The organism is Staphylococcus sp. HMSC056G08 (genome assembly GCF_001812305.1).
In the GTDB taxonomy this organism is placed as follows: Bacteria; Bacillota; Bacilli; order Staphylococcales; family Staphylococcaceae; genus Staphylococcus; species Staphylococcus simulans.
This window is the reverse complement of record NZ_KV808482.1, coordinates 69,150-95,563: the sequence shown is the minus strand read 5'-3', so window position 1 is coordinate 95,563 and position 26,414 is coordinate 69,150. Positions and strand designations below refer to the sequence as shown.

Genomic DNA, 26,414 nt, shown 5'->3' with positions numbered 1-26,414 from the left:
GACTATTGACTAACGGTAGCTTCGCCGTCGCTGATTGTAATCGTTTTTCCGGATTTACATGTTTTTTGACCTTCTTTTAAAAATCCTTCACTAACTAATTCATCGATTGAAGAAGGCGCTCTATTTTTATTGAGGGTAAAAGCTTCTATTTGGCTATTCACCATTTTTTGTTGTGCTTCACACCCAGTATCTTGAACATGCTTAGATTGTTTAGCGATATTTGGAATAATGAGTATCAATAAAACACTGATAACTAAAAGAACTAAAAGCATTTCTAGTAAAGTAAATGCTCGTAAATATTTATGTTTTAAGTTTTTGACAAGGTTTTTCATAGGTTTCTCCTTCTTTGTTATTTGATGGATTGAAGCATGTCGAACATTGGCAACATAATGACTAGATAAAGTGAGATAATTAGAAATCCTAGCAATAAAAAGATAACTGGTTGAATAAACTTTATTTGTTTGTTCATTTGACTCTCGATTTGACTTAGAAGAATCTGTGCGTAGATGCTTAATTCTATATCAATTTTTCCGCTCTTTTCACCTTGTTCAATAAAATGAATAAGTTCTTCTTGAAAACAACCAACTGCTTGTAAAATTTCAGGTAATCGCATCCCTTTTTCAATATTTTTAATCATGAAATCACCAAGGTAATTTAAAAACAAATCAATCTTCTGTTCTGTGTAAATATTTGATATCTGCTGTAAAACAATACCATTTCGAAAAAACAACGATAATTCATTTGTAATTTGATAAGTTTTAAAGAGTTTGTAGTAGGTGTTGATGAATGGGAGTTTAATAATAAATTTGATTCGTTTTTCTATTGGCAGCTTTCTTATATATTGGAATAGAATTAGGAAAATTATTGATAAAAATGCAATAAGGGAAAGAATGATGTGAGGAAAATGTTGAATTGTATAATTGAGTATCTTTAAAAGCGGAGACAATTGAATGTCCATTGTGGTATATATTTGTTGGAATTCAGGTAGTATAAAATAATTGATACCAAACAGCATGCACATAAATACACCTATTAGTATCACAGGATATTGAATTGTTTTGATCAAGCGTTGTTTTGATTCGCATTTCTGTTTTAGAAATGTATATGACTCAGTTAAGCTGTCAGACAGCCTTCCGAACTTTTCGGAAAAATATATTTGAGTCACAATAGTTTGAGGATAGTTTAGAAACGAGAGGATAAAATGACAATTCTTACCATCTTTTAAAAATTTTATAATCGTATGGCGCGTTTCTTTATCTTTATAATCAATGTGCATATTCAAGAATTCAAATGATTCTATCAAAGTGAATCCATGATCAAGTAATATTTTCAATCTGTTTAATAATATGAGTTGATCTTTGTCACTTATTTGTTTCTTATTACGAATCTTGGAATTAAGTATATCTTTTAAACACTTCTTCACAAATAACGCCTTCTTTGTTCATCTGACTAAGTACTTTGCTTAATTTTATAAAATGTTTGGGCAGCATATGATTGTTTTTAAAAAAGTATTGAATATCTGATTGATATAATGTCTCATATGCTAGTTCACGGTGTCCTGATTGATTTGTAACTAGCCTTTGATTTGATATTAAGGCTATGGCTTGTTGCGCCTCTTGCGGTGTTATGCCCATTTCTAGTAAACGTAACAAGGCACCCTCGCAATCATTAGAATGTAATGTAGACAACACCAAATGTCCGCTTAATGAGGCTTGAATAACACATTTAGCAATAGATGCTTCACGAATTTCTCCGATAAGGATAATATCTGGATCACATCGTAAAATAGCTTTGAAAGAACTTTCATAGTTGATACCGGCTTTTTCATTTACAGAGATTTGAGTTATCCCAGGAATCCTCTTCTCTACTGGGTCTTCGACTGTAATAATGTTTAGGTTTAATTTTTCTTTCGCAAAAGAAACCATTTCATACATCATAGTACTCTTCCCTGAACCCGTTGGACCTGTAAATAAAATTAAACCTTGTTTTTTATTCATTAAGTGATGAAAGTGTTTTGGACCTTCACATTCAAATTCTTGAGTAAAATACTGTGGGGAAACTCTAATAACGCAGCTTTCCATTCCTAATGAGAGCGGCAAAGTAGATACTCTTAAATTGTAAAGCATTTGATGCTTGAAAGTTGTTTGGCCACTTTGTGCTTGGTGATAAGTAGAAACATCCAAGCCAGATAAGAACTTCATAAAAGTAAGTAACTTCTGATACGTTGTAATCTCAATGGATTCATAATTTAATAACATATCATTAACTCTGAACTTAATAAGTACGGCATGTTCTATTGGTATAAAATGAATGTCTGATACGCGTTGTGCGATTGCGTCGATTAAAATTTTTTCAAATAGCCTTTTCATAAAAAATCACCTCCTACATATACAAACGTAGGAGGTGAGAATATTACTTTTAAATTTTAGCCGTGTAGATAAGGATTTAATTGTTCACCTTCTACAGTGGTAGAAGGGCCATGTCCTGGATATAACGGTAGATCATCTTTTATAGTGAAAATTTTATCTTGTATAGAGTCTACTAATGTTTCGTAGTCTCCACGATATAAATCTGTTCTTCCGATACCGTTATTAAATAAAGCATCTCCAACTAATGCGAAATCATCAAAGATAAAAGTGAGCCCTCCTGGTGAATGACCAGGTGTATGCATGACTTCGACATTGAATCCTTCGATATCATGTTTACCTTCATCGAGTGCAATAGGTTTTGCATGACTTGTAATAGGCTTTAAACCATATTGACTGAATTTTTCAGAACCATTTTTTGCAGGTTCAGTAAGAAAATCAAATTCTTCTTTATGAAGATAAACAGGCACATCATAGTGCTCCAACACTTCGTCTAATGCACCGATATGATCAAAGTGCGCATGAGTTAAAATGATTGCTTTCAACGGTTTGCCAATAGATTTAAGTTTTGAAATAATCTCTTGCCCATCACTTGATGGATCTACAAGTAAAACACTGTCTTCATTTTCTATAAAATAAGTGTTTGTATCCGCTATACCTAAAGTTAAAAATGAAATTTCCATTATTTTTCACCACTATTTTTGTCTAATTGTTTTTGAACAGAGACCAATTTATCATTCATTTTTCTAGATTTGTCTCGACGGTCATCTATTCTTATATTAGTACATACCCTGTCTAGACCTTTATCAAAAGGCAGTTCATGAATTACTTGAACGACATGCAATAAGTCTTTCAAATCACCTTCTATTAGGGTATTCATAGGTGTTAGCTGGTAATCAATGATACCTTGTTCTTTGAATTCTTTTAATTTTGTTTGAATTTCTGCAATATATTTACTTACACTTGGACCTTCTGTTCCTACTGGAATTACGACTACGTCTACGATAGCCATTATTCAACACGCTCCTCTTCAATAACATATGTTTTTATTAAACCTGCAGCACCAGTAATGCCGGCATCGTTTCCTAATTGTGCTTTCACAATTTCAGTGCCGTTTTGTGCAGGTGTAAAAGTAAGGTTTCTATATTCAGTTTTAATATTTTCAATTAGAATATCTCCTGCTTCAGACATTCCGCCACCTAAGATAATATATTTCGGGTTGCTCATTACACTGATGATACTGCATGCATAAGCGATATAGTTTGCAACACGTTCAGTAATAAATAAGCAGAACAAATCACCTTTTTTAGAAGCATCGAAAACATCTTTTGCAGTGACTCTATCTTCTTTAATAAGCTCTAAAATCGAAGATTTGATTGTAAGTTTAGGATGATAAAATTTAACTAAGTTAACTACACCTGTTGCTGAAGCAACAGTTTCTAAACAACCATTTTTACCACAATTACAAGCAAACCGTTGATCAAAGTCTACTCTGAAATGACCAATTTCAGCACCAGAACCATTATGACCGTGGACTAACTTACCATTTGAGATAATACCGCCACCTACTCCAGTGCCTAATGTAATGGCTACAACATCATCTGCATCATGACCTGCACCCTTATGTTTTTCACCTAGTGCCGCTGCATTAGCATCGTTGTCAACAAAAATCGGGAAACTTACAAATTGTGAAAGAATCGCTCGCACGTTAACATCCCCAGGCCAGTTTAAATTTACTGCTCCATGAACAATACCTGATTCGAAATCAACAGGTCCTGGTACACCAATTCCCAATCCAATAACATCTTCCATTTTTAGACTTAGTTCATTCATTTTTTGTACAAACGCACTGTAAATAGATTTAAGTAAAACGACACCTGATGGATCACTGATATCAGTTTGTATCGACCATTTAGTGATTCTTTCAAGTTTGTTATCAAAAATTCCTAGTTTACATGTAGTTCCACCGACATCGGCTGCCAATATTAAATTTCTCATTACTTATTCATCCTTCTTTGATTGATTATTAAGATACACTTGATAAATGCGTCCTTAGAGATAAGTTGATATTCAAATAGCTCTCTAATTTCTTGTTCCATCATTTCATACATGTCGTGTTTATCTTTAAAGTAAATTATAAACCCAAATTGTTTAAGTAACTGTTGTACGTCGTAAAACGTGTTAATTTGACGATTCATTTTGTTTTTCCAACTCTTTTTTTAGATACTTATATTTTTCATTATGAGGATTTGATTTTACTGCAACCTTTATATGTTTAAGTGCCGATTTTTTATCTCCTAATGAACGATTAGCAATTGCTAGTTCATAATTTAGAACGCCAGAGTTAGGGTAATGTTTTAATCCGCGTTCCCATGTTGAAATTCCTTCAGCTTTTGAATCTTTTGTTGCTTTTAACAGACCACTTAAATAATATGTATAATCATCTTCGTAGCCTTTATTCATAGTATGTTTAATAAGCTCTTCAGCTTTGTTGTAATTACCATTGCTCATCTCTTCACTTATTAATTTATCATAAATATTATCCTCTTTAATAGTGAATGTTCTTATTAACAAGATAATCAATAGTAAAATACCGACACCAAGTAAAATCCAAAATAACTTTCGATCTTTATTAAAATAATAACCTATAAAAGTAGCTAGTAATCCGCCAATAAATCCACCTAAATGTGCGTAGATATTTACATTAGCCATAAATAATGAAAATACTGTTAATAACGCTAATACACCAACTAATTGTAATAGCATTTTTGGTGTATATTGTTTACTAAGATACATAATTGCGAATAGACTGCCGATCAAACCGAAAATTGCCCCACTAGCACCTACTGAAATCGAGTTTGTGTCCAGTGCTAAAGATACAATGTTACCAAAGATACCAGAGATGAAATAAATCCCTAGCATTTTCCAATGACCAGCAATGGCCTCAACAAGTTTTCCGAAGATAAACAATGAAAGCATATTCATCAATATATGTTCAAAGTTAAAATGAATGAACATAGATGAGATTAAACGGTATATCTCTCCATGAACTACATTAAAATGAACTAAACCGCCCCAATCTAATAAACTTCTGTTTGTAAATGCATTGATGATCAAAAACATAAACAGCCAAATTATTATATTAATAGTAATAAGCGAGTATGTGACTGGAGCAAATTTCAACATATATTTTTCTATAGGATTGTTACTATAAAGTCGTTTCTTGTAGTAGAGTGATGTTTTATCATTTTGACGCGAATAAAGCTTAGCTATAATAGGGTTCGGCAAAGTTTTTAATAAATCTTGTTGGTTTCGAATGACATTAAAATTCATGTGAATAGGATGAACTTCATTCAAGTTCTCATAAGTGAAGATTTTTTCAGTTAAATAATTGAAAGTCACATATTTTGGAATGAATCCTGTGTATTCACTAATTTCGTTTTGATGTTCTAAAACTCTGCTTTTGTCAAAACGTATTTCTTGAGAGCTACTTACTCCAGTTTTAACAATAATAAGTTTTTTCTTATTTTTATTGGATAGCCAAACTTCTGTATCATTTTTACTGATATGTGCGATTTCGTAGTTGAAGTATTTAACATAATAATAAATTAATTTCCAAAATTGTTTTTCTATATTCATGGTGCCTCCAGTTTAACTAGTTTTAGCAATGATCAGACGTTCAACGACTTCATCATGTGCTTCTGGTTTAAATGTATTATCGATTTGTGTATCATACACTAGGCTTATTGTTTCTGTACGATGTTGATTTAAAAACTTATCGAAATAACCCCCGCCATAGCCGATTCTATAACCTTCTTGGTTAAAAACAACGCCTGGTACAATTAATAAATCTAATGAATTTGTGCGCTCTGTATCGGCATCAACGTATTGGATACCTTTTTCATCCGTGCTTAATTGGTTTAAATCATTTAGTCTTTGGAATGTCATACGTTTAGTTTCATAATCAGTTGCTGGTACAAAAGGGATTTTTCCTTGACTGATGATTTCTTTAATAATCGGAAATGTATTAACCTCATGTTCCATAGACAATACAATGCCAACCGTTTTTGCGTTTCTAAAAGCGTCAGTCTTTAATAATTGTTCTTTTAACCATTGATCAGCTTTTTCTTTGTTGAGATTGTTAATATTTTTCATCTTCTGCAAAACTTGTTTGCGAAGTTCAGATTTTTTCATGATAACACCCCAATATTTTCTATTTGAATTAATATTTTCATTATAACGTTTATCTGCATAAGTGTCATTAGACTTAATATTTGAAGGTATATAGAAACAAAAAAGCTGATACTCGATGAGTGAGTATCAGCTGAAAAATTATGATTTTGATGATTTCTTTTCTTTACCGAAATAATAATTGATAATGTCGCGACCTAAATCTCCACCTTGTAACCATGGTTCTGGAACGGGTTGATTAGTATAGACAATTGAGAAAGCTAATTTAGGATTATCTTTAGGAGCATAACCGATATAAGTTGAGTTAACTCTTGGCTTTCCGTCTTGGAATACTTCTGCTGTTCCTGTTTTACCAGCAGATGGTACGACTGTGTCATGGAAACTCTTATATCCAGTACCTGGTTCCTTATTAAATGCCATATCAAACCCTTTTTGAACTTGTTTAATTTCATCAGGTGAGTTGTTAAGACGATTCAATACATTACCGCGTATTTTATGTTTAACCGGTCCTAAACTATCTTTATCTGTTGCTTTTCTGATTTCAAGACCAACGTGTGGTGTAATTCTATAACCGTTATTCGCAATCGTAGAAACATATTGTGATAATTGTAATGGAGAGTACGTATCATACTGACCAATCGCAAGGTCTAAGTAGTTACCGCTGTTTGAATCTAATTTTTCTATTTGACCTGCAACTTCATTAGGCAAGTCAATTCCTGTTTTAACACCTAAACCTACTTGATTTAGTCCTTTACGTAATTTTTGACCTGCATCTCTAATATCGTTTGGTAATGCCATATTATAATGATATGGATCTTTCGCTAGTTTTAAAGCTGTTTTAAACATATATACGTTTGATGAATGCATTAATGCCTCTTTATCGTTAATATCTACTTTTCCATTTTGGTTGAAGTAAGAACGTTTTGTAAGCCCACCTTGGAAATGTAGAGGTTCATCAATCATATGTTCTCCTACATGTATGGCTTTGTTTTGATAACCTGCTAATAAAGTTCCACCTTTAACAGATGAACCAACCGTATATTGAGAAGTAAAGTTACCAATATCATAATCTGTCATGGAACCATCTGGCTTAATTTGCTTACCAGCCATAGCCAAGATATCTCCATTATTTGGATCTTGCACTACAATGAATGCATTATCCATGTTCTTAGCACCTTCACCACGAAGTTTATTAATTTGATGTTCTAAAGATTCTTCTACTTTCTTTTGTAAGTCAATATCTATTGAAAGTACTAAATCATCTCCACGTGAACCTGGATTAACTACTTCTGCATTCGTTATTTCTCCTGATTTATCAGTTGTGTATTTCATTTCTTTCTTTTTACCACGTAATACATTTTCATATTGATACTCTAAATATGATTTACCAACTCTATCATTTCTTGAATAGCCTCTTGATAAATAGTAATCAGTTAGTTCTTTTGGTATACCTTCTTCTGATGTTGAAACACTTCCGAATAAACCTCTGAGCACATCTCCATAAGGGTATTTACGATCCCAATCCATAGATGTATTTACACCTGGTAATTTTGAAAGTTGTTGTGACACAGCAGCATATTCTTTATTGCTGACATCATCCTTTTTAATAGTTTGAGGATTTAGTGTTGAACCTGACATCATTTCACGATAAATTGCTAATACTTGTAAGTCTTTGTCAGATAAATCATCAAGTTGTTTTTGCTTGATTTTATTATGCAATTCTTCATCGTACTGTTTTTGTGAAATTTCCCCTTCACTAAGCATCTTATCTTCTTTTTTCATCATGTCTGAAACTTTATCAGGATGTAATTGAATCCAGAAGTCTTGTTTATCTCTTTTGGTAATACGATCAGTATCCATTTTTATTAATTTAGATAAGCGTTCTGCTACGTTGAGTATATCTTTTTGTGAAGTCTTTCTACCTCTAGTATATGTAATAGACTTTTTAGAAGCATTATCAACAAGAATTTTACCATTACGATCTAAAATTCTTCCTCTTGGGACAGATTCATTTACCGTAATATTTTCATCATTTTTAATGAGTTGCTTGTAATGAGAACCTTGTGCAATTTGTAAGTAACCCAATCGTAAAACAATGATTACAAATACTACGACAACGAGACCGAAGAAGAATCCGATTCGTTTATCCATCAGATTCCTGATTTTTTCATCATTCGTTTTTTCCTTTAATCTTTTTAGCAATACAACCTACCTCAATTCAACAGTTCTCTAAACAAATGATATATGAAATCGGAACTTTTTTCTATAATTTGCATAGAAAACCAAACATAAATTTAAGATTTCTTCGTAAAAGAAGTGAAAATCAAATGAAACAATAAAAAAACAGCAATTGGATAACCAATTGCTGTTAAAGTTATAATTTAACTTTTCGTGGGTATTAAGATTATTTAGTTGCAGCGTTGTATAGCTCGTCAACTTTTTCCCAGTTAACAACGTTCCAGAATGCATTGATATAGTCTGGACGTTTGTTTTGATATTTAAGATAGTAAGCATGTTCCCAAACGTCTAAGCCTAGGATAGGAGTTTTGCCTTCAGTAATTGGGTTGTCTTGGTTTGCTGTAGTAACGATTTCTAATTTACCGTCTTTATCTACTACTAGCCAAGCCCAACCTGAACCAAATTGTCCAGCAGCTTTTTTAGCAAATTCGTCTTTGAATTCGTCTAAAGAACCCCATTGTTCTTTAATTTTATCAACTACTGTACCTTTCTCTTCAGAGTTAGGTGAAAGGATTTGCCAGAATAATGAGTGGTTTAAGTGTCCACCACCATTATTACGGACTGCAGTTTGGATGTCAGATGGTACACTATCTAAGTTAGCAACAATTTCTTCGATTGATTTGTTTTCTAAATCAGTTCCTTCGATTGCTGCGTTTAATTTTGTAACATAAGTGTTATGGTGTTTGTCATGGTGAATTTCCATCGTTTCTTTATCGATGTGTGGTTCCAATGCATCAAACTCATATGGTAAATTTGGTAATTCAAAAGCCATAAATAATCATCCTCCTAAATTGTTTTCATATTTACTATATCAAGTCGTTAGATACCTTACAATTTTTATGCTTATAAAATAATGAAGTATCTAATTAATATGAACTCTTTCCTCTATATGTTTATCCTGAAAGTAAAGAGTTAAACATTATAAACTGATATAGTTACTAAATTTAATGGTTACTGACATTTTTCACAAATGCCATAAACTTCAAGCTTGTGTGTGTGAATTGTAACATTAGGAAGTTGTTTCCTAATTGCGTCCATCGGACAGTAGTCAATTACTTTCGTGTCTCCGCAAATTTCACAAATGAAATGATGATGGTGGTGATGTGTACAAGCAATTCTAAATTTCATTTCACCATCTAGTTCAGTATTTTCGATAATTCCTAAATCTTTAAACAAATACAAATTTCTATAAATTGTATCGAAAGATATTCCAGGATATGCAGTATCCATAGTTTGTTGGATTGTTTTCGCACTTACATATTTGTTTTCCTTCACGAAAATATCGATAATCTTTTTTCGTTTATCTGTATATTTATGACCGTTATCTTTTAATAATTTGATAGCATCAGTCGTATTCATTTAACTATCTCCTTTTTTTACCCTAGTACGTAAAGTCTGAGTGAACATTGTAGCTACTAAAATAAGTACTAATAATACTACAATAACCCCACCTGGTGATAAATTTAAATAAAAAGCAATTACTAAACCACCAATAACAGATACTTCTCCAATGATAATACTATAGAGGATTAGTTGTTTAAATCCTTTTGTCATTCTCATTGCTATGGCCACTGGTAAAGTCATCAATGCACTTACAAGTAAAATACCAACTACGCGCATAGATGCTGAAATAACCATGGCTACAATGATAATGAATAAGAATTGAATCCATCTTGGTATACCAATAACTTTACTATATTCTTCATCAAATGAAAGGATAAAGAGTTCTTTATAAAATAACATAATGAAAAGTGTTACAAGTACAGCAATGGTCAAAACAGTAATCATATCACTTAAAGATACAGCACTGATTGATCCAAATAATAAACCTACTAACTCTTGGTTAAATCCGTCTGCAAGTGAAATAAAAATGGCACTTAAGCCAATACCTGCACTCATAATAATCGGTATCGCAATTTCTTGATAGTTTTGATAAGATGTTCTTAATTTTTCTATTAAAAGTGCACCGACTACCGCAAACAATATGCCACCCCACATAGGATTTATAAAGATAAATATCGGTGATAATGTGGTTAAAAACATTCCGAAAGAAATACCGCCTAAAGTTACATGACTTAATGCGTCAGCAATCAAAGAGAGTCTGCGTACTACGATAAATGCACCAATAAATGGTGCAATAAACCCAATCAAGATACCACTTAAAAGAGAATAGCGCATAAAATCGAAATTCATTAATGCTTCAATCATTAGTTACAGCACTCCCTTTCATGTTGATGGTCAACAAATTTAATTGGATAGCCGTAAATTTTTGATATTTCAACTTGATCTAGCGACTTAAACTCTTGTGCAGGACCATGGAAATGTAAATGTCTATTTAAGCAAGCAACTTTTGTTGCAGTATCCACGACAACTCCGATATCGTGTGTAACTAAAATAATAGTGACACCTTCATTTTTTAATTGCTCTAGAGTTTGATAAAACTCACTGACATGTTTAGCATCAATACCATTAGTAGGTTCGTCTAAAATAAGTACTGATGGGTCTGAAATCAATGCTCTTGCGATTAACACGCGTTGTTGTTGTCCACCTGATAATTCAGCAATGTTTTTGTTTAATAAGTGTTCAATATTTAAGCGTTTTAGGATGTTTTTAACTTTTTGTACATCCTTTTTATTAAACCATTGAAAAAGGTGTTTTTGTTTTGTTAATCCACTTAAAACAACTTCTTTTACACTAGCAGGAAAACCTGAATTAAATGCTCTTGCTTTTTGAGATACATAGCTGATTTTCAACTCTGATAATTTTCGTTGGTATTTCTGGCCATCAATATACATCTCACCGCTTTGAAGTGGAAATAAACCTAGCATAATTTTTAATAATGTAGATTTACCTGCCCCATTCGGTCCGACAATTGCCAAGAAATCACCTTTACATATTTTAATGTTTATGTTTTCCAGTACTTGTTTGTTTCCAAAATAGTAATTTATATTTTTTAATTCAAAAACTGGGGTAGACATATCTTCACCTCGCTATAAATATAACCTTGAATAAATAATATGTAAATTGTAATGCTTACGATTGAGCATGTAAAATTAAAAGACAAAGTAAGCTTTGTCTTTTAATTACATAATTACTCTAATAGAATTATTCACTCATAATGATATTCTTCATATCAGGATTGAAAGTTTGACTTTCCAACATTTCAATCTCATGTTTATATGGTGGTTTTTTATTTTTCTTATCTTCGCCTACAAAAGGTGTTTCTAAAATTTTTGGAATGTTTTCGAATACTTCATGATGAACAATATAATTCAATGCATCAAATCCGATATGACCAAAACCGATGTTTTCGTGACGGTCTTTATGTGCACCGACTTCATTTTTACTATCATTAACATGAAGTACTTTAATTCTGTCTAATCCAATTATTTTATCAAATTCCTCAAGTACACCGTCGAAATCATTTTTGACATCATATCCTGCGTCATGTGTGTGGCAGGTATCAAAGCAAATTGATAGTCGTTCGTTATGATTTACGCCATCTATAATTTGTGCTAATTCTTCAAATGTACGACCTACTTCAGATCCTTTACCGGCCATAGTTTCTAATGCAATTCTGACATCATTTTCATTTGTTAGAACTTCATTTAAACCTTCAATAATTTTTTTAATGCCAGCTTCAGAACCAGCTCCTACGTGTGAACCTGGGTGTAAGACGATGTCTTTTGCACCGATTGCTTCGGTACGTTCAATTTCTTTTTGTAAAAATTCAACACCTAAATCAAAAACATGGGGTTTTTGTGTATTTGCAATATTAATAATATAAGGTGCATGTACAACGATATTAGAAAGACCATATTCTTTCATTGCTTCGTGTCCGGCTTCAATATTTAGTTCTGAGATATCTTTTCTTCTTGTGTTTTGAGGTGCACCTGTATAAATCATAAATGTTTTTTCGCCTAATCTATGTGCTTCTTCTGCTGAACCCAGCAGCATTTTTTTACCATTCATCGGAACATGAGAACCAATTAACAATCTGTCCACCTAACCTTTACTTATTTTTTCTTTGTTGTCTGTTTTGACGTTTACTGTATTTCTTACGTTCTTGACGTTTTAAATTTTCTAATTCTCTCTTGAACTTTTTCTTATACCCTGGTTTTACTTTTTTCTTATTACCGCGCTTAACTTGTTGTTTCACTTGAGTAGTTAAGTGATCATCTTTGTTTTTACGTGTTTGTCTTGTATTATGCGTTTTGATTTCTTTTAGTTCACCATTTTTTATATCAACATCTTGGAATTTATAACCTTTTTTCTCAATCTCAGCAATTAAATATTCTTCATCGGGCATATATAAAGTAAATGCTTCACCTTTATATTGGCCTCTACCAGTTCTGCCGACACGATGAGTGAAGAAATCGATGTCTTTAGGAACATCATAGTTAATTACATGACTGACACCTTCGATATCAATACCTCTTGATGCTAAATCACTTGCGATTACAAACTGAAAGTCTAAGTTGCGGATGCGTTTCATTTGTTGTTTTCTTTCTCTAGGACTTAATCCGCCATGAATCATACCGATTTTTAAGCCTTCTGCAGTTAATGATTCTGCTAATTCATCAGCATTTTCTCTGCTGTTACAGAAAATAAGGCATAGATATGGATTGATAATATCAATCAAAGCTTTAGTTTTATCTAATTTTGATGAACCTTTTGTCGGTATTAAGTAAAAATCAATATTTTTCTTGTTTTGTGTTTTACTATCTACTTCAATAAGTTCTGGTTGATTTAAATATTTATTTAAGAACGGATGTAGAGATTTTGGAATCGTAGCGCTGAATACAGCGATATGTGCACTGTCATCTAAACGTGCTGCGATATGGTCGACGTCTTCAATTAAACCTAAATCAATCATTAAGTCAGCTTCATCTACAACTAAATACTGAGCTAAATGTGCATGTAATGTGCCGTCCTTTGATAAATCATTGATACGTGTTGGTGTTCCAATGACTAATTGAGGTTGTACGTTACAACGTTGTTTGTCACGTGCAAAATCAGTTCCCCCAATAAATAAAGTGACTTTAACTTCATCTTTAAATTGTGCTAAATGATGTGCTGCATTATAAAGTTGTTGTGCTAATTCTCTAGTTGGTGCAACGACAATAGCTTGGGGTTCTTGAATTGAAGTATCAATTTTTTCCATTAATGGTAACAAGAAAGCATGAGACTTCCCAGTACCCGTTTGTGATTGCCCGATAATATTTTGACCTTTGATAATTTTAGGGATTACTCTTTGTTGGATTTCAGTTGGCTGATTAAAATTCAAGTCAGCTACAGCATCTATAAGTTGTGGACTTAAATCAAATTGTTCAAATGGGTGTTGTGTGGCCATTAAAATCCCTCCTTTTTAGTTTTTTATACATAATTAAATGGATCTGTATTTAAAGTTGAAGCTTCAATAGTAAAGTTATCATTACTAATCCATTCTTTAAGTAATGATTTTAAACCTTCTTTCATAACATATTCACTATAATGATTGATATCGATTAAGTTATATCCTTCTGTTTCAGCATCTAATGCGTCATGATGTTTAATATCACCAGTGATAAATACATCTGCACCTTTTTGATGTGCGAATTTTTCATAACCAATACCAGAGCCACCAATAATTGCTGCTTTTGAGATTACTGTGTCTGGATTCCCAGTGAAACGGACGCTTGGTATATCTAATTGTTTTTTAATAGTCATTGCTAATGATTTTAAAGTTGTTTGTTCTGGTAATTGTCCTATCATACCTAAACCGCGTTTTACCGTTTTAGTTAATGGAATAAAATCATATACCGGTGTTTCATATGGATGTAGTACATTAATACAATCCTCTGCTTTTGTACGTTCGTACTCTTGAATCATGAATTCAACTTTTACTTCTTCAACTGTTTCGATTTGATCCAACTCACCGATATGAGGATGTGCATTCTCGACAGGTTTAAATTGTCCAGAACCTTTAGTAGAAAAGAAACAGTATTCATAATCACCTTCAGATGCAAAACCTTCATCATTCATTTTATTTTTAAATGTCTCTACATTTTCTTCAGGAATAAACACTTGGACTTTATAATAATTTGTTTGTTGAGGTTCTAAAATTTCAGTATGTGTAAGTCCAATTTGCTTTGATAGCATCGCATTGACACCAAAACGATATACATCTAAGTTTGTATGCAAGGCAATTAATTGGATATTGTTTTGTATCAAACGACGAATAATAGCGCCATAACCTTGTTCATTGATGCTTTTAACTCCTTTAAAGATAAGTGGATGATGTGCAACAATTGTATTAATGTCTTTTTCTATTGCTTCATTTACCACTTCCATTGTACAATCTAACGCCGTCAGTATACCTGTGATTTCTTGTTGTTTGTCCCCGATTAATAAGCCAACATTGTCCCAACTTTCAGCAGAAGAAAAAGGAACATGCTGATTTAAAATATTTAGTAACTCTGAAGTTTTCATGATAACACCTCTTGAATTAATTTGATCTCATGATTAATCTCTTCTAAGCGGCTTTGATGCTTGTTCTTATCCAAGTGAGATTGGATGTTTTTTAAAGCTTCTAATTCTCTATTCCATTTTTTAATGAATAAAGCTGATTTAGAATTCATTAAAATCGGACCGAATTTCAACTCTACTTCTTTTAATTCTTTATGACCATATTCTGCAATAACTATTTCATAAATATGGCCTTTTTCTTCCATAATCTCTTCATCAATAATATGGTAATCCAATTTCATTAATGTACGTCTTAAAGTAGATGTTTGAATATTACTTTGTAACGCTAAACGTGGTTGATTCATTAGCTTTTCTTTTCCATTTTGGAGTATTTCTGCAATTAATGGGCCGCCCATTCCACATATTGTAATAGTATTAACGTTATTTGTTTTTTCTAGGACATTTAATCCATCTCCCAGTTTAACATCAATCCTATTTTGCATGCTATATTTTTTAACGTTATCTAAAGCAGCTTGATATGGTCCTTTTACCACTTCTCCAGCAATAGCAGAAGTACATAATTCGTTTTCTATCGCATAGATTGGCAAATATGCATGGTCTGAACCAATATCTGCCAATACATCACCAGTTATATATTTACTCACTGCAGTAAGTCGTTGGTTTAAAATCATCACTTTGGCTCCTCTAATAAAAGAGCGAGACAATAAGCAAGATATTCGATTGACTGTAGGTCTTTACATGATTCCTTGCCTTCGTCAGCCAAACATTATCAGCTCATTGTCTCGCTATTTTTACTTAATTAATCCATAAAGTCTTTAAGGCGTTTGCTACGGCTTGGATGTCTTAGCTTTCTAAGTGCTTTAGCTTCGATTTGACGAATTCGTTCTCTTGTAACACCGAATACTTTACCAACTTCTTCAAGTGTTCTTGTACGTCCATCATCAAGACCGAAACGTAATCTTAATACGTTTTCTTCTCTATCAGTTAGTGTATCTAAAACATCTTCTAATTGTTCTTTCAATAACTCGTACGCTGCGTGATCAGATGGGCTTTGTACTTCTTGGTCTTCGATGAAATCTCCTAAGTGACTGTCATCTTCTTCACCAATTGGTGTTTCTAAAGAAACAGGCTCTTGTGCAATTTTTAAGATTTCACGTACTTTTTCTGGTGGTAAATCCATCTCTTCACCAATTTCTTCTGGTGCTGGATCACGACCTAAATCTTGTAGTAATTGACGTTGAACACGAATCAATTTATTAATTGTTTCGACCATGTGTACTGGAATTCTGATTGTACGCGCTTGGTCAGCAATAGCACGTGTAATTGCTTGACGAATCCACCATGTTGCATACGTAGAAAATTTGAAACCTTTACTGAAGTCGAATTTTTCTACCGCTTTAATTAAGCCCATATTTCCTTCTTGGATAAGGTCTAAGAACAACATACCGCGTCCTACGTATCTTTTAGCAATGCTGACAACTAAACGTAAGTTTGCTTCTGCTAATCTTGCTTTAGCTACTTCATCACCTTGTTCGATACGTTTTGCAAGTTCAATTTCTTCTTGGGCGTTTAATAAATCAACACGACCGATTTCTTTTAAATACATACGTACAGGGTCGTTGATTTTAACACCTGGAGGTGCACTTAAATCATTAGGATTAAGTTTTTCGTCTGTATCAGAACTGTCTTTTTCATTAATAAGATTTATATCATTATCATTTAATTGTTCAAAGAACTCGTCCATTTGATCAGAGTCCATATCGAAGTTTTGCAGTTTTTCTGCTACTTCTTCATGGCTTAAATGACCTTCTTTTTTCCCTTTATCTAATAATTGTTTTTTTACATCTTCCAAAGTTAATGTCGGATCGATGGTTTGTTTTTTTACTACTTTCACTTGGTTTTCAGACATAAAAAGGCCTCCCGAAATTAATATAAGCACACAATGCGTTACTTAAATAAAACTCTTTAAATATATATTAACAATTTTAATACATTCGTTTTTGATTTAAAGCGACAATCTTTTGCAAATAATACTTTTGCAGTTCTGAATCACCAATACGTGTAGCCTCTCGTAACTTTTGGTTTAATGACTCAGAGGTCTCTTCATCTCTACTGCTAACAATAATTTGAATATACTCATCAATCTCATGTTCATATGGATTGTTATTGAGTAAAAGATTGTCTAATGCAATTAAAGTTTCTCTATCTATTTCTTCATCACTATATAATAATGCAGTACTCAGATTATAATATTCATTTTCAGCATAGTAGTCGTGCAAAATATTAAATATACGCTTAAATTGCTGATTTGTAAAGTCATCTGCTTCTACACGCTGACTATGTTCAAGAAAAATGTCTTTATTAAACATAAAATGTTTTAATAGTTTACGTTCAGCATCTTCTTGTTTTGAATATTTTTTTTGTTTAACTTCTGGAACTGCAGCAGGTATTTGTTGAAATGAATGTTGGTTATGTCTTGACACTTCATTATTTAGACTATCAAAACTTACTTTAAACAATTCAGAAACGTCTTGCAATACTTTTTTCTGTAAAATCCCTGATTGCATTAATGAAACATCGTTCGTTATCTCTTTAAGGTATTGTTCATAAGCCATGTCGTTATTTTCGATTTCGTCTTTATATAAATTGACTTTATACAATACAAAAGCACGTTTTTCATGTTCCACGTATTTTTTAAAAGCATCTTCCCCATATTTAGTAATATACTCATCTGGATCCATTTTAGAAGGAAGTTGAATAACAAAAACATTCAGACCTTGCTCTAGTAAGTGCTGCCCAGTTTTAAGTGTAGCTTCTTGTCCTGCAAAATCGCCATCAAATAGTAATGTGACATTTGATGTTAGTTTTTTGATGAACGCTATGTGTTCTTGGGAAATTTGTGTTCCCATACTTGCTACAACCTGTTTAACCCCAGCAATGTCAGCTTTAATAACATCCATAAACCCTTCTAATAGTATAATTTCATTTTTTTGACGTATAATACGTCTTGCTTTGTCAACGTTATATAAAAGTCGTCTCTTTTGAAATATAGGTGTTTCCGGACTGTTTAAATATTTAGGTTCTTGATTTTTGTATGTTCTTCCCGAATAACCTACAGTTCGTCCTTGTGCATTATGCAAAGGAAACATAATTCTATCTCTAAATCGATCATAATAACTAAAGTTTTCTTCATTGCGCGATAATAAACCGGCTTCATACGCTAGCTCAATATCATAACCTTTCTTTTGCAAGAAATCATGACAAAAGTGAGAGTTGTCGGGTGCAAAACCGATTTTTCTGTCTTTTAACAGTTCTTCAGTGAAACCTCTAGACTTCAAATATTTTAAAGGCTCTTCCCCTTCCACTGTTTTCATCAGTACATAATGATAATATTCTTGCATAAGTTCATGCATTTTAATCATCATTAAGTCATCAGAAGCGATTTGGTTTTGCTCATTATTTTGTCCAACATCTACTTTTATATTTACCCTTTCTCCAAGGGCTTTAACAGCATCGACAAACGAAATACCTTCTATCTCTTGAGTAAATTGAAAAACATTACCGCCTTTTTTACAACCGAAACAATGACAAATTTGTTTGTCCTCTGAAACAGTAAACGAAGGTGTTTTTTCATCATGAAAAGGACACAAACCAATATAATTGCGCCCTCTTTTCTCTAATTTCACGTATTCACTTACAAGGTCAAGAATATCTGTTTTATCTTTTATTTCATTTATTACTGATTGCTCTATTCTCACCATAACCACCTGTATACATTAGTCTTATTATTATATCATTTTCTATAAAAAATAAAAGTTATTAGCTCAATAAGAAATACGCTGAGTTTAAAACACCAGCGTATTGTATTAGGCTTACTTATTCATTTTATTTTGTTCAATTATATACATGATATCATTCGCTGTTTCTTCTATAGCTTTGTCTGAAACATCAATCACAGGACAGCCTATTCGATCAACTATTTTATCAAAGTAATCCAATTCTTCTTGAATACGTTGCCCTGTAGCATAACGTGCTGAATCTCCAAGCCCGAGTTGTTTCAATCTTTCTTTACGGATTTTATTCAACTTTTCTTCACTGATTTTTAATGCAATACATTTTTTTGGATCTACTTCAAATAACCCTTCAGGCGGATTGATTTCAGGAACGATTGGGATATTCATAACCTTATAACGCTTATGTGCTAAAAACTGTGATAAAGGTGTTTTTGAAGTACGTGAAATACCAATTAATATAATATCAGCTTTAGGTAAACCTTTCGGATCTTTACCATCATCATATTTAACTGCAAATTCAATCGCTTCAATTTTTTTGAAGTATGCTTCATCTAGTTTATGCACTATACCTGGTTCATAGTATGGTTTTTCATCGATTTCATCAATTAAAATATTCATTAATGGTCCCATGATATCGACATGTTTTATATTTTTTTCGGCTAATTGCTGTTCCATATATTCTTTAATGTCAGGTTTTACAAGCGTGAAAACAACAATATTCATTTCGTTTTCTTTCGCAACTTCCATAACTTCATCAACATTCTCTAACGTTTCAATATATGGATAACGTACAATCTGACTTTGGAAATTTTTCGAGTTAAATTGAGAAACACAAGCTTTTGCAACTTGTTCGGCTGTTTCTCCCACCGAATCAGATGCAATTATTATTTTTATCTTTTGCATTAAATCCTACTCCTACTCATCGAAAATTGATACAAATAATTTTGTTATCGTGGTTTTTGAAATGCGCCCGATGACTTCCAACTTACCATTATCTTTACCACGAACTATCGGCAGAGAATCAATTTCTTTTTCAATCATAAGCTGTGCAGCTAGTACGACCAAATCATTTTCTAAAACGTGTGTTAAATTCGGCATACGTGTCATGATAACACTGACTGGCATCGTATGTATATCCTCGCCAATCATGGATGCTCTGAGTAAGTCTTTTCTTGAACAAACTCCAACAAAATCATTATTTGTATTCACAATAAATAACGTGCTGACGTCTTCAAGAAAAATTGTACATATTGCCTCATAAACAGAAGTATCGCCTTTTAAGACAATCGGCAAAGATTGATAGTCTTTAACAACATATTGACGTAATTTTTCTGTTAATAATTGATTTGTTGATTTACCAGAATAAAAGTATCCTACTCTAGGTCTAGCTTCGAGAAACCCAGACATTGTCAAAATAGCTAAATCAGGTCTAAGTGTCGCTCTAGTTAAACTTAGTTGTTCGGCAATCTTTTCACCAGTAATCGGCCCATTTTGCTTTACTATTTCGATAATTTCACTTTGCCTACTACTCAGTTCTATATGTCTTCACCCCTTCACACTTACAATTTATATTATAACTGTAATTGTTTTGGTCTACAAATCTATATAAACACTTGCCTTTAATTTTCGGATGCATTAGAATTAGGTTTGAAGCGAGTTAAGGATGGTGCGAGCTTAACAATTAAATTGGCCTAACAACTTTTATAATCTAAGCGAGTGTCTACACTAATTTGGGTGGAACCGCGGGTTATTACGAATTTCAATGAGAAATGAGATAACTCGTCCCAAGATTTCGAAATGTTTATTTCGTTATCTTGGGGCGTTTTTTTTATTATTAAAGAGGAGTGTTATTTATGGCAAAAGATATGGAATCAGTAGTTCAGCTAGCAAAACACAGAGGTTTTGTATTTCCAGGCAGTGAGATTTACGGTGGTTTATCAAACACTTGGGATTATGGTCCATTAGGTGTTGAATTAAAAAATAATATTAAACGTGCATGGTGGAAAAAATTTATTTCACAATCACCTTATAACGTTGGCTTAGACGCAGCAATTTTGATGAACCCTAAAGTATGGGAAGCATCAGGTCACTTAGGTAACTTTAATGACCCTATGATCGACAACAAAGATAGTAAAATTCGTTACCGTGCAGATAAATTAATTGAAGAATTTATGCAAAATGAAAAAGGTGACGAAAACTTTATCGCAGATGGTTTAAGTTTTGATGAAATGAAACGTATTATTGAAGAAGAAGGTATTAAATGCCCAGTAAGCGGTACTGCTAACTGGACTGATATCCGTCAATTCAACTTGATGTTCAAAACTTTCCAAGGTGTAACTGAAGATTCAACTAACGAAATTTTCTTACGTCCTGAAACTGCACAAGGTATCTTTGTCAACTACAAAAACGTCCAACGTTCAATGCGTAAAAAATTACCATTTGGTATTGGTCAAATCGGTAAATCATTCCGTAATGAAATTACACCAGGTAACTTCATTTTCAGAACACGTGAATTCGAACAAATGGAATTAGAATTCTTCTGCCGTCCTGGTGAAGAAATCGAATGGCAAAATTATTGGAAAACATTTGCTGAAAAATGGTTATTAGACTTAGGTCTTCAAAATGAAAATATTCGTTTAAGAGATCATGACCAAGATGAGTTATCTCACTACTCTAATGCAACTACAGACATTGAATATAAATTCCCATTTGGTTGGGGCGAATTATGGGGTATTGCAAGCCGTACAGACTACGACTTGAAAAAACATAGTGAATATTCTGGTGAAGATTTCAGATACCATGATCCAGAAACAAATGAAAAATTCATCCCATACTGTGTTGAACCTTCTTTAGGTGCTGACCGTGTGACATTAGCATTCTTATGTGATGCTTATGACCGTGAAGGTGTTGAAGGCAGTAAAGATGAACGTACAGTATTGCACTTCCACCCTGCTCTAGCACCGTATAAAGCAGCAATTTTACCATTAAGCAAAAAATTATCTGAAGAAGCAATTAAAGTTTACGAACAATTAAGCGAAAACTTTACAGTTGATTTTGACGAATCACAATCAATTGGTAAACGTTACCGTCGTCAAGATGAAATTGGTACACCATATTGTATTACATTTGACTTCGATTCATTAGAAGATCAACAAGTCACAGTACGTGAACGTGATACTATGGAACAAGTTCGTATGCCAATCTCTGAATTAAACGATTTCTTAGCTGAAAAAGTTAAATTCTAATATTAAATAAATAAGGGTATATCGCGAAATTGCGATATACCCTTATTTTTCTATCATTTTTTCTGGTTATTGGACTCTAAACGATGCAATTGATTTATTAATTTTTGACTTCTGAAAAACACACCCGCATATTCCCGGTATAACATGATAAGCAAATCAGACATCTCATCTACTATATCCTGATGAATATTAACTGAATTCATTTTATCTATAGGCAGTTTTTGAAGTACATCCAATAAATAAAGTGTTTTATTAGATATAGGAACTGCTCGTTCATCTCTATACAAATTCTCCTGAGCAATCACACCATGATATTTAAAACTGTAGCCACATAAATTTGCTTGGTTTGTATCGCCTGAGATAATATCTTGATTGAATGCGATAGTAAAACCAAAGTCAGGCATTTTTTTTAATAAAACAATAACGGACATCAGTTGGGCACTGTAACCTTTTTCAACTCTGTTCAAGCAAAAGTGTAAGAGTTGATAATTAAATTTAGAAATTTGTTCTTCGTCCATAGATTTGTCAATGATTTCAGCACAAAGTGCAGCATAACTGCTCTCATAAATATCTAAACGAAGTTGATAATTTTGACTGATAACATCAACTGAATTAAGTATGCCTAGACCACGTAATTTAGCATAGATAAACAGGCCATATACAAATAATTGTGTATTAGCCTGCATACCTGTTCTACTTTTTTTAGCACGTTTGACCATCAAAGGAATCTTCGCGCCACTTTCGCTTAGGATGGTAATAATTTTATCTGATTCGCCATAATCGACTGTTTTAATAATAATTCCTTTTTGTTTTACTAACATAAAAGGTACCACCGACCTTCTAGTTTAATCTTGATCCTCTATATAGCCCATTTGGCGAATAAAGTTGATTTTATTACGCCAATCTTTTTGTACTTTTACCCATAAATCGAGATACACTTTTGAACCTAATAGGTTTTCGATATCCAATCTCGCACGTTTTCCAATTTCTTTTAACTTTTTGCCGCCTTTGCCGATGACAATTCCTTTTTGTGAATCTCTTTCAACAAAAATTGTAGCTTCTATACGAACTTTATCTTCAGATTGTTTAACCATTCTATCAACGTTAACACCTATTGAATGTGGAATTTCTTCGCTCGTTAAGTGAAGAATTTTTTCTCTTATTAATTCACCTACCACAAATTGTTCAGGGTGGTCAGAAATTTGACCATCTGGATAATATTGAGGGCCTTCAGGTAAATATGATTTAAGTACTTCAATAAAGTGTTCAACATTTAAACCTTCTAATGCTGACATTGGAACAGTTTCAGAGAAGTCCATATATTTTTGATATGATTCAATAATAGGCATGATTTCATCAGGGTGTACTAAGTCAATTTTATTGATAACAAGGAATACTGGAGTTTTGACATTTTTCAGCATTTCCATAATATATTCATCACCGCGACCAATCTTTTCATCAGCGTTAACCATGAAAATGACTGCATCTACTTCTGATAAAGTATTTTTAGCAACTTTCATCATATAGTCGCCTAATTTATGTTTGGGCTTGTGAATACCTGGTGTATCAACAAAGATAATTTGTGCATCATCTTCAGTCATAACACCTTGTATTTTATTTCTAGTTGTTTGTGCTTTGTCTGACATAATTGCGATTTTATGCCCAAGCACTCTATTCATAAACGTAGATTTACCTACGTTAGGTCGGCCTATAATTGAAACAAAGCCTGATTTATGTTCTGTCATATATTCAAATCCTTTCCTGAAAAACCTAGCGGCAGTAATTCGGCGACAGTCGTTTCAATCATATCGCCTTTATGGTTTGTTAAATAAATCGGCATGTCGTCATCACATAGTTCATTAATAACTTGACGACATGAACCACATGGTGATGAAGGCTTATCAGCATCTACTGTGACTGTTAAAGATTCAAAGTCACCTGGTCTATAACCTTGACTAATTACTGCAACTAAACTTGAACGCTCTCCACAAATTGCTTCGCCATACGCAGCATTTTCCACATTTGCGCCGAAAAATTCTTTGCCATCTTTAGTTCTTAAATAAGCACCCACCTTAAAGTTGCTGTAAGGTGAATAAGAACGTTTTTGTGCTTCTCTTACTTTTTCATAATGTTCTTGAGTATAAGCCATTTTTATCTCTCTCCTTTATAATAAGTTAACGATGTAAGGGATAAAGATAATTAGACCTATAATTACTGCTGCGATAGATATTAAAAGCACACTTAGTGCTGCGATATCTTTAGCATATTTAGCAAAAAGTTTATAATCATCCGTTACAAGGTCAACTACATATTCAATTGCGGTGTTAATTGCTTCAAATGCTAACACTAGAAAAATTGTTAAAATAACCGCAATCCATTCCATGCGGGTAATATTGAAGTAAAAAGACGCGCCAATGACTAAAAAGCCAATTGCGATATGCCATAAAAAGTTACGATCTTTTTGTAGTATGGTCAACAACCCTTGAATGGGATACTTAAAACGATTCATAGACTATTCTCTTGTTAAGCCATAAGCATCTAAAATAGATTTTTGTCTTCCAAACATTTCTTTTTCGTCGGCTTCATTCATATGATCATAGCCAAGTAAATGTAAGAAGCCATGCAAACTTAAAAAGCCGAGTTCTCTCTCAAAGGAATGTCCATACTCTGCAGCTTGTTCTTTTGCAACATCTGCGCAAATGATAATGTCACCTAGTACACGAGGGATATCTAAACCCTCAATTTCAGGTTCATCTTCTTCTAACGCAAATGAAATGACATCAGTAACTTTATCTTTATCTCTATAGTCTCTATTAATTTGTTGAATTTCTTCTTTATCAACAAATGTCACTGATAGTTCTGCATCTTCTTCAATATTCTCTTGTTCTTTCGCAAAGTTTAATAACTTTTCAATCTGGTCATACCATTCTTCTTTTACTTCATCCGTATGATTTGAAAAATCAATCGTGAACATGGCGTTTATTCATCTCCTTCATAACGGCTGATAATTTTACTTACTAATGGATGACGTACAACATCACTTTGGTCTAATGTTTGTACACTAATGCCTTTAACGCCTGATAAGCGTTCAACAGCTTGTTTTAATCCGCTTTTAATACCTCTCGGCAAGTCTACTTGAGTCATATCACCCGTTACGACCATTTTTGATCCAAATCCTAAACGTGTTAAGAACATTTTCATTTGGGCATGCGTCGTATTTTGCGCTTCATCTAAAATAACAAATGCATCGTCAAGTGTACGTCCTCTCATATAGGCTAATGGTGCAACTTCAATGATACCTCTTTCAATAAAACGCGCTGTTTGCTCAGGTCCCAGTACCGTATGAAGACCATCGTATAAAGGTCTTAAATAAGGGTCTACCTTTTCTTTTAAGTCGCCTGGTAAGAAACCTAATGATTCGCCTGCTTCTACAGCGGGACGAGTCAGCACTATTCTTTTTACGTTACCTTGACGCAATTCTTTAGCAGCATAAACAACAGCTAAGAAAGTTTTACCAGTACCAGCTGGTCCAATACCAAAGACTAAATCATTATGCTTCATCGCATTCAGATATAAACGTTGACCCATTGTTTTTGCACGAATTGTTTTACCATAAGCATCTTTAGTAATTGCTTCATCGTATAAATCAACGAGGTGTTGGATAGATCCTTTCTCTGCCATTTTAATTGCTGCTTCTACATCTTTAAGATTAATTGATACGCCTTGATCAATTACTTTTAAAAGGTTTTTTATTACAGCTTCTGCTTTTACAATTTCTTCTTGTTGTTGCCCTTTTACAGCTATTTCTTGCCCCCTAGCATGAACAATAACATTGAAAGCTTCTTCTATTGCTTGTAAGTGTTCATCGTTATTACCTATTAGTGCTTGGGCTTGATTGATATCGTCAATAACTATTATTCCTGGCATACATTAACTCCTTTTCATTATTATCGCTTTTCAGCATATTTTTTAATAAGATGCAGAATATAATGGTTAACGGAAACTACGGACTTAGTTAATAATTTCCACATATTCATACAATCATTATATCATGTTCTCGCTGTTTATTAATCCAATAAAGTTTAGCTTGCATAAAAGAAAAATGGATTGGA

29 protein-coding genes are annotated in these 26,414 nt (G+C 33.0%); 1 reads left to right on the top strand and 28 read right to left on the bottom strand.

Annotation, left to right across the window (positions count from 1 at the left end; translation table 11 throughout):
• Window positions 1-2: 2 nt before the first annotated feature.
• From comGC to HMPREF2846_RS07970, 22 genes are all read right to left on the bottom strand, one after another.
• A complete protein-coding gene (comGC, locus tag HMPREF2846_RS08075) occupies window positions 3-332 on the bottom strand; it encodes a competence type IV pilus major pilin ComGC (RefSeq protein WP_002481038.1) in 330 nt (109 codons plus the stop codon).
• A 17-nt stretch (window positions 333-349) separates the two neighbouring features.
• Window positions 350-1,423, bottom strand: coding sequence for a competence type IV pilus assembly protein ComGB (gene comGB, locus HMPREF2846_RS08070; protein ID WP_070626396.1), 1,074 nt, complete (start codon window positions 1,421-1,423; stop codon window positions 350-352).
• Window positions 1,395-2,369 (bottom strand): competence type IV pilus ATPase ComGA, encoded by a 975-nt coding sequence (gene comGA, locus HMPREF2846_RS08065; RefSeq protein WP_002481040.1) that lies wholly within the window; start codon window positions 2,367-2,369, stop codon window positions 1,395-1,397. Before comGA ends, comGB begins: the two co-directional genes overlap by 29 nt.
• Before the next feature lie 56 nt (window positions 2,370-2,425).
• The gene (locus HMPREF2846_RS08060; RefSeq protein ID WP_057510470.1) at window positions 2,426-3,049 is read right to left on the bottom strand and encodes an MBL fold metallo-hydrolase; all 624 of its coding nucleotides are present in this window, start codon (window positions 3,047-3,049) and stop codon (window positions 2,426-2,428) included.
• Window positions 3,049-3,378: an MTH1187 family thiamine-binding protein gene (locus HMPREF2846_RS08055; protein ID WP_002481042.1), complete on the bottom strand. Its 330-nt coding sequence runs from the start codon at window positions 3,376-3,378 to the stop codon at window positions 3,049-3,051. Before HMPREF2846_RS08055 ends, HMPREF2846_RS08060 begins: the two co-directional genes overlap by 1 nt.
• Window positions 3,378-4,364, bottom strand: coding sequence for an ROK family glucokinase (locus HMPREF2846_RS08050; RefSeq protein ID WP_002481043.1), 987 nt, complete (start codon window positions 4,362-4,364; stop codon window positions 3,378-3,380). Before HMPREF2846_RS08050 ends, HMPREF2846_RS08055 begins: the two co-directional genes overlap by 1 nt.
• A complete protein-coding gene (locus HMPREF2846_RS08045; RefSeq protein WP_002481044.1) occupies window positions 4,364-4,564 on the bottom strand; it encodes a YqgQ family protein in 201 nt (66 codons plus the stop codon). Before HMPREF2846_RS08045 ends, HMPREF2846_RS08050 begins: the two co-directional genes overlap by 1 nt.
• Window positions 4,548-6,005, bottom strand: coding sequence for a rhomboid family protein (locus HMPREF2846_RS08040; RefSeq protein ID WP_023015150.1), 1,458 nt, complete (start codon window positions 6,003-6,005; stop codon window positions 4,548-4,550). The genes HMPREF2846_RS08045 and HMPREF2846_RS08040 overlap by 17 nt, the downstream gene beginning before the upstream one ends.
• Window positions 6,006-6,017: 12 nt before the next feature.
• Window positions 6,018-6,560, bottom strand: a complete 543-nt coding sequence (locus HMPREF2846_RS08035) for a 5-formyltetrahydrofolate cyclo-ligase (RefSeq protein ID WP_002481046.1) — start codon at window positions 6,558-6,560, stop codon at window positions 6,018-6,020.
• A 138-nt stretch (window positions 6,561-6,698) separates the two neighbouring features.
• Window positions 6,699-8,759: a peptidoglycan D,D-transpeptidase FtsI family protein gene (locus HMPREF2846_RS08030; protein ID WP_070626395.1), complete on the bottom strand. Its 2,061-nt coding sequence runs from the start codon at window positions 8,757-8,759 to the stop codon at window positions 6,699-6,701.
• 202 nt (window positions 8,760-8,961) lie between these two features.
• Entirely contained in the window at window positions 8,962-9,567 is a 606-nt protein-coding gene (locus HMPREF2846_RS08025) for a superoxide dismutase (protein ID WP_002481048.1), read from the bottom strand.
• Between the two features lie 179 nt (window positions 9,568-9,746).
• Window positions 9,747-10,154, bottom strand: a complete 408-nt coding sequence (locus HMPREF2846_RS08020) for a Fur family transcriptional regulator (protein WP_023015147.1) — start codon at window positions 10,152-10,154, stop codon at window positions 9,747-9,749.
• Window positions 10,155-11,003 carry a metal ABC transporter permease gene (locus tag HMPREF2846_RS08015; RefSeq protein WP_002481050.1) on the bottom strand — a complete coding sequence of 283 codons (849 nt, stop codon included), beginning with the start codon at window positions 11,001-11,003 and terminating at the stop codon, window positions 10,155-10,157.
• Window positions 11,003-11,773: a metal ABC transporter ATP-binding protein gene (locus HMPREF2846_RS08010; RefSeq protein ID WP_070626394.1), complete on the bottom strand. Its 771-nt coding sequence runs from the start codon at window positions 11,771-11,773 to the stop codon at window positions 11,003-11,005. The genes HMPREF2846_RS08015 and HMPREF2846_RS08010 overlap by 1 nt, the downstream gene beginning before the upstream one ends.
• Window positions 11,774-11,900: 127 nt before the next feature.
• A complete protein-coding gene (locus HMPREF2846_RS08005; RefSeq protein WP_023015145.1) occupies window positions 11,901-12,791 on the bottom strand; it encodes a deoxyribonuclease IV in 891 nt (296 codons plus the stop codon).
• Between the two features lie 16 nt (window positions 12,792-12,807).
• Window positions 12,808-14,148 carry a DEAD/DEAH box helicase gene (locus HMPREF2846_RS08000; RefSeq protein WP_070626393.1) on the bottom strand — a complete coding sequence of 447 codons (1,341 nt, stop codon included), beginning with the start codon at window positions 14,146-14,148 and terminating at the stop codon, window positions 12,808-12,810.
• Window positions 14,149-14,171: 23 nt separating this feature from the next.
• Window positions 14,172-15,266: a Nif3-like dinuclear metal center hexameric protein gene (locus HMPREF2846_RS07995; RefSeq protein WP_060804757.1), complete on the bottom strand. Its 1,095-nt coding sequence runs from the start codon at window positions 15,264-15,266 to the stop codon at window positions 14,172-14,174.
• Window positions 15,263-15,937 carry a tRNA (adenine(22)-N(1))-methyltransferase gene (locus HMPREF2846_RS07990; RefSeq protein WP_060804758.1) on the bottom strand — a complete coding sequence of 225 codons (675 nt, stop codon included), beginning with the start codon at window positions 15,935-15,937 and terminating at the stop codon, window positions 15,263-15,265. Before HMPREF2846_RS07990 ends, HMPREF2846_RS07995 begins: the two co-directional genes overlap by 4 nt.
• A 125-nt stretch (window positions 15,938-16,062) precedes the next feature.
• Window positions 16,063-17,172 carry an RNA polymerase sigma factor RpoD gene (gene rpoD / locus HMPREF2846_RS07985; protein ID WP_002481056.1) on the bottom strand — a complete coding sequence of 370 codons (1,110 nt, stop codon included), beginning with the start codon at window positions 17,170-17,172 and terminating at the stop codon, window positions 16,063-16,065.
• A gap of 76 nt (window positions 17,173-17,248) precedes the next feature.
• Window positions 17,249-19,021 (bottom strand): DNA primase, encoded by a 1,773-nt coding sequence (dnaG, locus tag HMPREF2846_RS07980; protein ID WP_070626392.1) that lies wholly within the window; start codon window positions 19,019-19,021, stop codon window positions 17,249-17,251.
• A gap of 114 nt (window positions 19,022-19,135) precedes the next feature.
• A complete protein-coding gene (locus HMPREF2846_RS07975) occupies window positions 19,136-19,960 on the bottom strand; it encodes a pyruvate, water dikinase regulatory protein (RefSeq protein ID WP_057510463.1) in 825 nt (274 codons plus the stop codon).
• Window positions 19,961-19,972: 12 nt separating this feature from the next.
• Window positions 19,973-20,596 carry a transcriptional regulator CcpN gene (locus tag HMPREF2846_RS07970; protein ID WP_081705407.1) on the bottom strand — a complete coding sequence of 208 codons (624 nt, stop codon included), beginning with the start codon at window positions 20,594-20,596 and terminating at the stop codon, window positions 19,973-19,975.
• 314 nt (window positions 20,597-20,910) lie between these two features.
• Here HMPREF2846_RS07970 and HMPREF2846_RS07965 point away from each other — a divergent pair, with 314 nt between their 5' ends.
• Entirely contained in the window at window positions 20,911-22,302 is a 1,392-nt protein-coding gene (locus tag HMPREF2846_RS07965; protein ID WP_070626391.1) for a glycine--tRNA ligase, read from the top strand.
• Between the two features lie 53 nt (window positions 22,303-22,355).
• On the opposite strand, the gene recO is transcribed toward HMPREF2846_RS07965, so the two are convergent.
• The 6 genes from recO to HMPREF2846_RS07935 are packed head-to-tail and all read right to left on the bottom strand — an operon-like array spanning window position 22,356 to window position 26,229.
• Window positions 22,356-23,123, bottom strand: a complete 768-nt coding sequence (gene recO / locus HMPREF2846_RS07960; RefSeq protein WP_023015139.1) for a DNA repair protein RecO — start codon at window positions 23,121-23,123, stop codon at window positions 22,356-22,358.
• 24 nt (window positions 23,124-23,147) lie between these two features.
• On the bottom strand, window positions 23,148-24,047 hold the full coding sequence (gene era / locus HMPREF2846_RS07955) for a GTPase Era (RefSeq protein WP_023015138.1): 900 nt from the start codon (window positions 24,045-24,047) through the stop codon (window positions 23,148-23,150).
• Window positions 24,044-24,451, bottom strand: coding sequence for a cytidine deaminase (cdd, locus tag HMPREF2846_RS07950; RefSeq protein WP_070626390.1), 408 nt, complete (start codon window positions 24,449-24,451; stop codon window positions 24,044-24,046). The genes era and cdd overlap by 4 nt, the downstream gene beginning before the upstream one ends.
• A 15-nt stretch (window positions 24,452-24,466) precedes the next feature.
• A complete protein-coding gene (locus tag HMPREF2846_RS07945; protein WP_057510461.1) occupies window positions 24,467-24,811 on the bottom strand; it encodes a diacylglycerol kinase family protein in 345 nt (114 codons plus the stop codon).
• Between the two features lie 3 nt (window positions 24,812-24,814).
• A complete protein-coding gene (gene ybeY / locus HMPREF2846_RS07940; RefSeq protein ID WP_057510460.1) occupies window positions 24,815-25,276 on the bottom strand; it encodes an rRNA maturation RNase YbeY in 462 nt (153 codons plus the stop codon).
• A 5-nt stretch (window positions 25,277-25,281) separates the two neighbouring features.
• Entirely contained in the window at window positions 25,282-26,229 is a 948-nt protein-coding gene (locus HMPREF2846_RS07935) for a PhoH family protein (protein WP_070626389.1), read from the bottom strand.
• Window positions 26,230-26,414: the final 185 nt, after the last annotated feature.

What these genes read in the sequence shown, in the direction of transcription:
- cdd (WP_070626390.1), bottom strand. Translation starts at nt 24,451, where the DNA reads ATGGCTTATACTCAAGAACATTATGAAAAAGTAAGAGAAGCACAAAAA.
- HMPREF2846_RS08025 (WP_002481048.1), bottom strand. Translation starts at nt 9,567, where the DNA reads ATGGCTTTTGAATTACCAAATTTACCATATGAGTTTGATGCATTGGAA.
- HMPREF2846_RS08020 (WP_023015147.1), bottom strand. Translation starts at nt 10,154, where the DNA reads ATGAATACGACTGATGCTATCAAATTATTAAAAGATAACGGTCATAAA.
- comGC (WP_002481038.1), bottom strand. Translation starts at nt 332, where the DNA reads ATGAAAAACCTTGTCAAAAACTTAAAACATAAATATTTACGAGCATTT.
- HMPREF2846_RS07975 (WP_057510463.1), bottom strand. Translation starts at nt 19,960, where the DNA reads ATGCAAAAGATAAAAATAATAATTGCATCTGATTCGGTGGGAGAAACA.
- HMPREF2846_RS07995 (WP_060804757.1), bottom strand. Translation starts at nt 15,266, where the DNA reads ATGAAAACTTCAGAGTTACTAAATATTTTAAATCAGCATGTTCCTTTT.
- HMPREF2846_RS08010 (WP_070626394.1), bottom strand. Translation starts at nt 11,773, where the DNA reads ATGTCTACCCCAGTTTTTGAATTAAAAAATATAAATTACTATTTTGGA.
- HMPREF2846_RS08060 (WP_057510470.1), bottom strand. Translation starts at nt 3,049, where the DNA reads ATGGAAATTTCATTTTTAACTTTAGGTATAGCGGATACAAACACTTAT.
- comGA (WP_002481040.1), bottom strand. Translation starts at nt 2,369, where the DNA reads ATGAAAAGGCTATTTGAAAAAATTTTAATCGACGCAATCGCACAACGC.
- HMPREF2846_RS07945 (WP_057510461.1), bottom strand. Translation starts at nt 24,811, where the DNA reads ATGAATCGTTTTAAGTATCCCATTCAAGGGTTGTTGACCATACTACAA.
- HMPREF2846_RS08045 (WP_002481044.1), bottom strand. Translation starts at nt 4,564, where the DNA reads ATGAATCGTCAAATTAACACGTTTTACGACGTACAACAGTTACTTAAA.
- HMPREF2846_RS07935 (WP_070626389.1), bottom strand. Translation starts at nt 26,229, where the DNA reads ATGCCAGGAATAATAGTTATTGACGATATCAATCAAGCCCAAGCACTA.
- HMPREF2846_RS08040 (WP_023015150.1), bottom strand. Translation starts at nt 6,005, where the DNA reads ATGAATATAGAAAAACAATTTTGGAAATTAATTTATTATTATGTTAAA.
- rpoD (WP_002481056.1), bottom strand. Translation starts at nt 17,172, where the DNA reads ATGTCTGAAAACCAAGTGAAAGTAGTAAAAAAACAAACCATCGATCCG.
- HMPREF2846_RS08050 (WP_002481043.1), bottom strand. Translation starts at nt 4,364, where the DNA reads ATGAGAAATTTAATATTGGCAGCCGATGTCGGTGGAACTACATGTAAA.
- era (WP_023015138.1), bottom strand. Translation starts at nt 24,047, where the DNA reads ATGACAGAACATAAATCAGGCTTTGTTTCAATTATAGGCCGACCTAAC.
- HMPREF2846_RS07965 (WP_070626391.1), top strand. Translation starts at nt 20,911, where the DNA reads ATGGCAAAAGATATGGAATCAGTAGTTCAGCTAGCAAAACACAGAGGT.
- HMPREF2846_RS08015 (WP_002481050.1), bottom strand. Translation starts at nt 11,003, where the DNA reads ATGATTGAAGCATTAATGAATTTCGATTTTATGCGCTATTCTCTTTTA.
- HMPREF2846_RS08055 (WP_002481042.1), bottom strand. Translation starts at nt 3,378, where the DNA reads ATGGCTATCGTAGACGTAGTCGTAATTCCAGTAGGAACAGAAGGTCCA.
- ybeY (WP_057510460.1), bottom strand. Translation starts at nt 25,276, where the DNA reads ATGTTCACGATTGATTTTTCAAATCATACGGATGAAGTAAAAGAAGAA.
- HMPREF2846_RS08000 (WP_070626393.1), bottom strand. Translation starts at nt 14,148, where the DNA reads ATGGCCACACAACACCCATTTGAACAATTTGATTTAAGTCCACAACTT.
- HMPREF2846_RS08035 (WP_002481046.1), bottom strand. Translation starts at nt 6,560, where the DNA reads ATGAAAAAATCTGAACTTCGCAAACAAGTTTTGCAGAAGATGAAAAAT.
- recO (WP_023015139.1), bottom strand. Translation starts at nt 23,123, where the DNA reads ATGTTAGTAAAACAAAAAGGAATTATTATTAAAACAGTCGATTATGGC.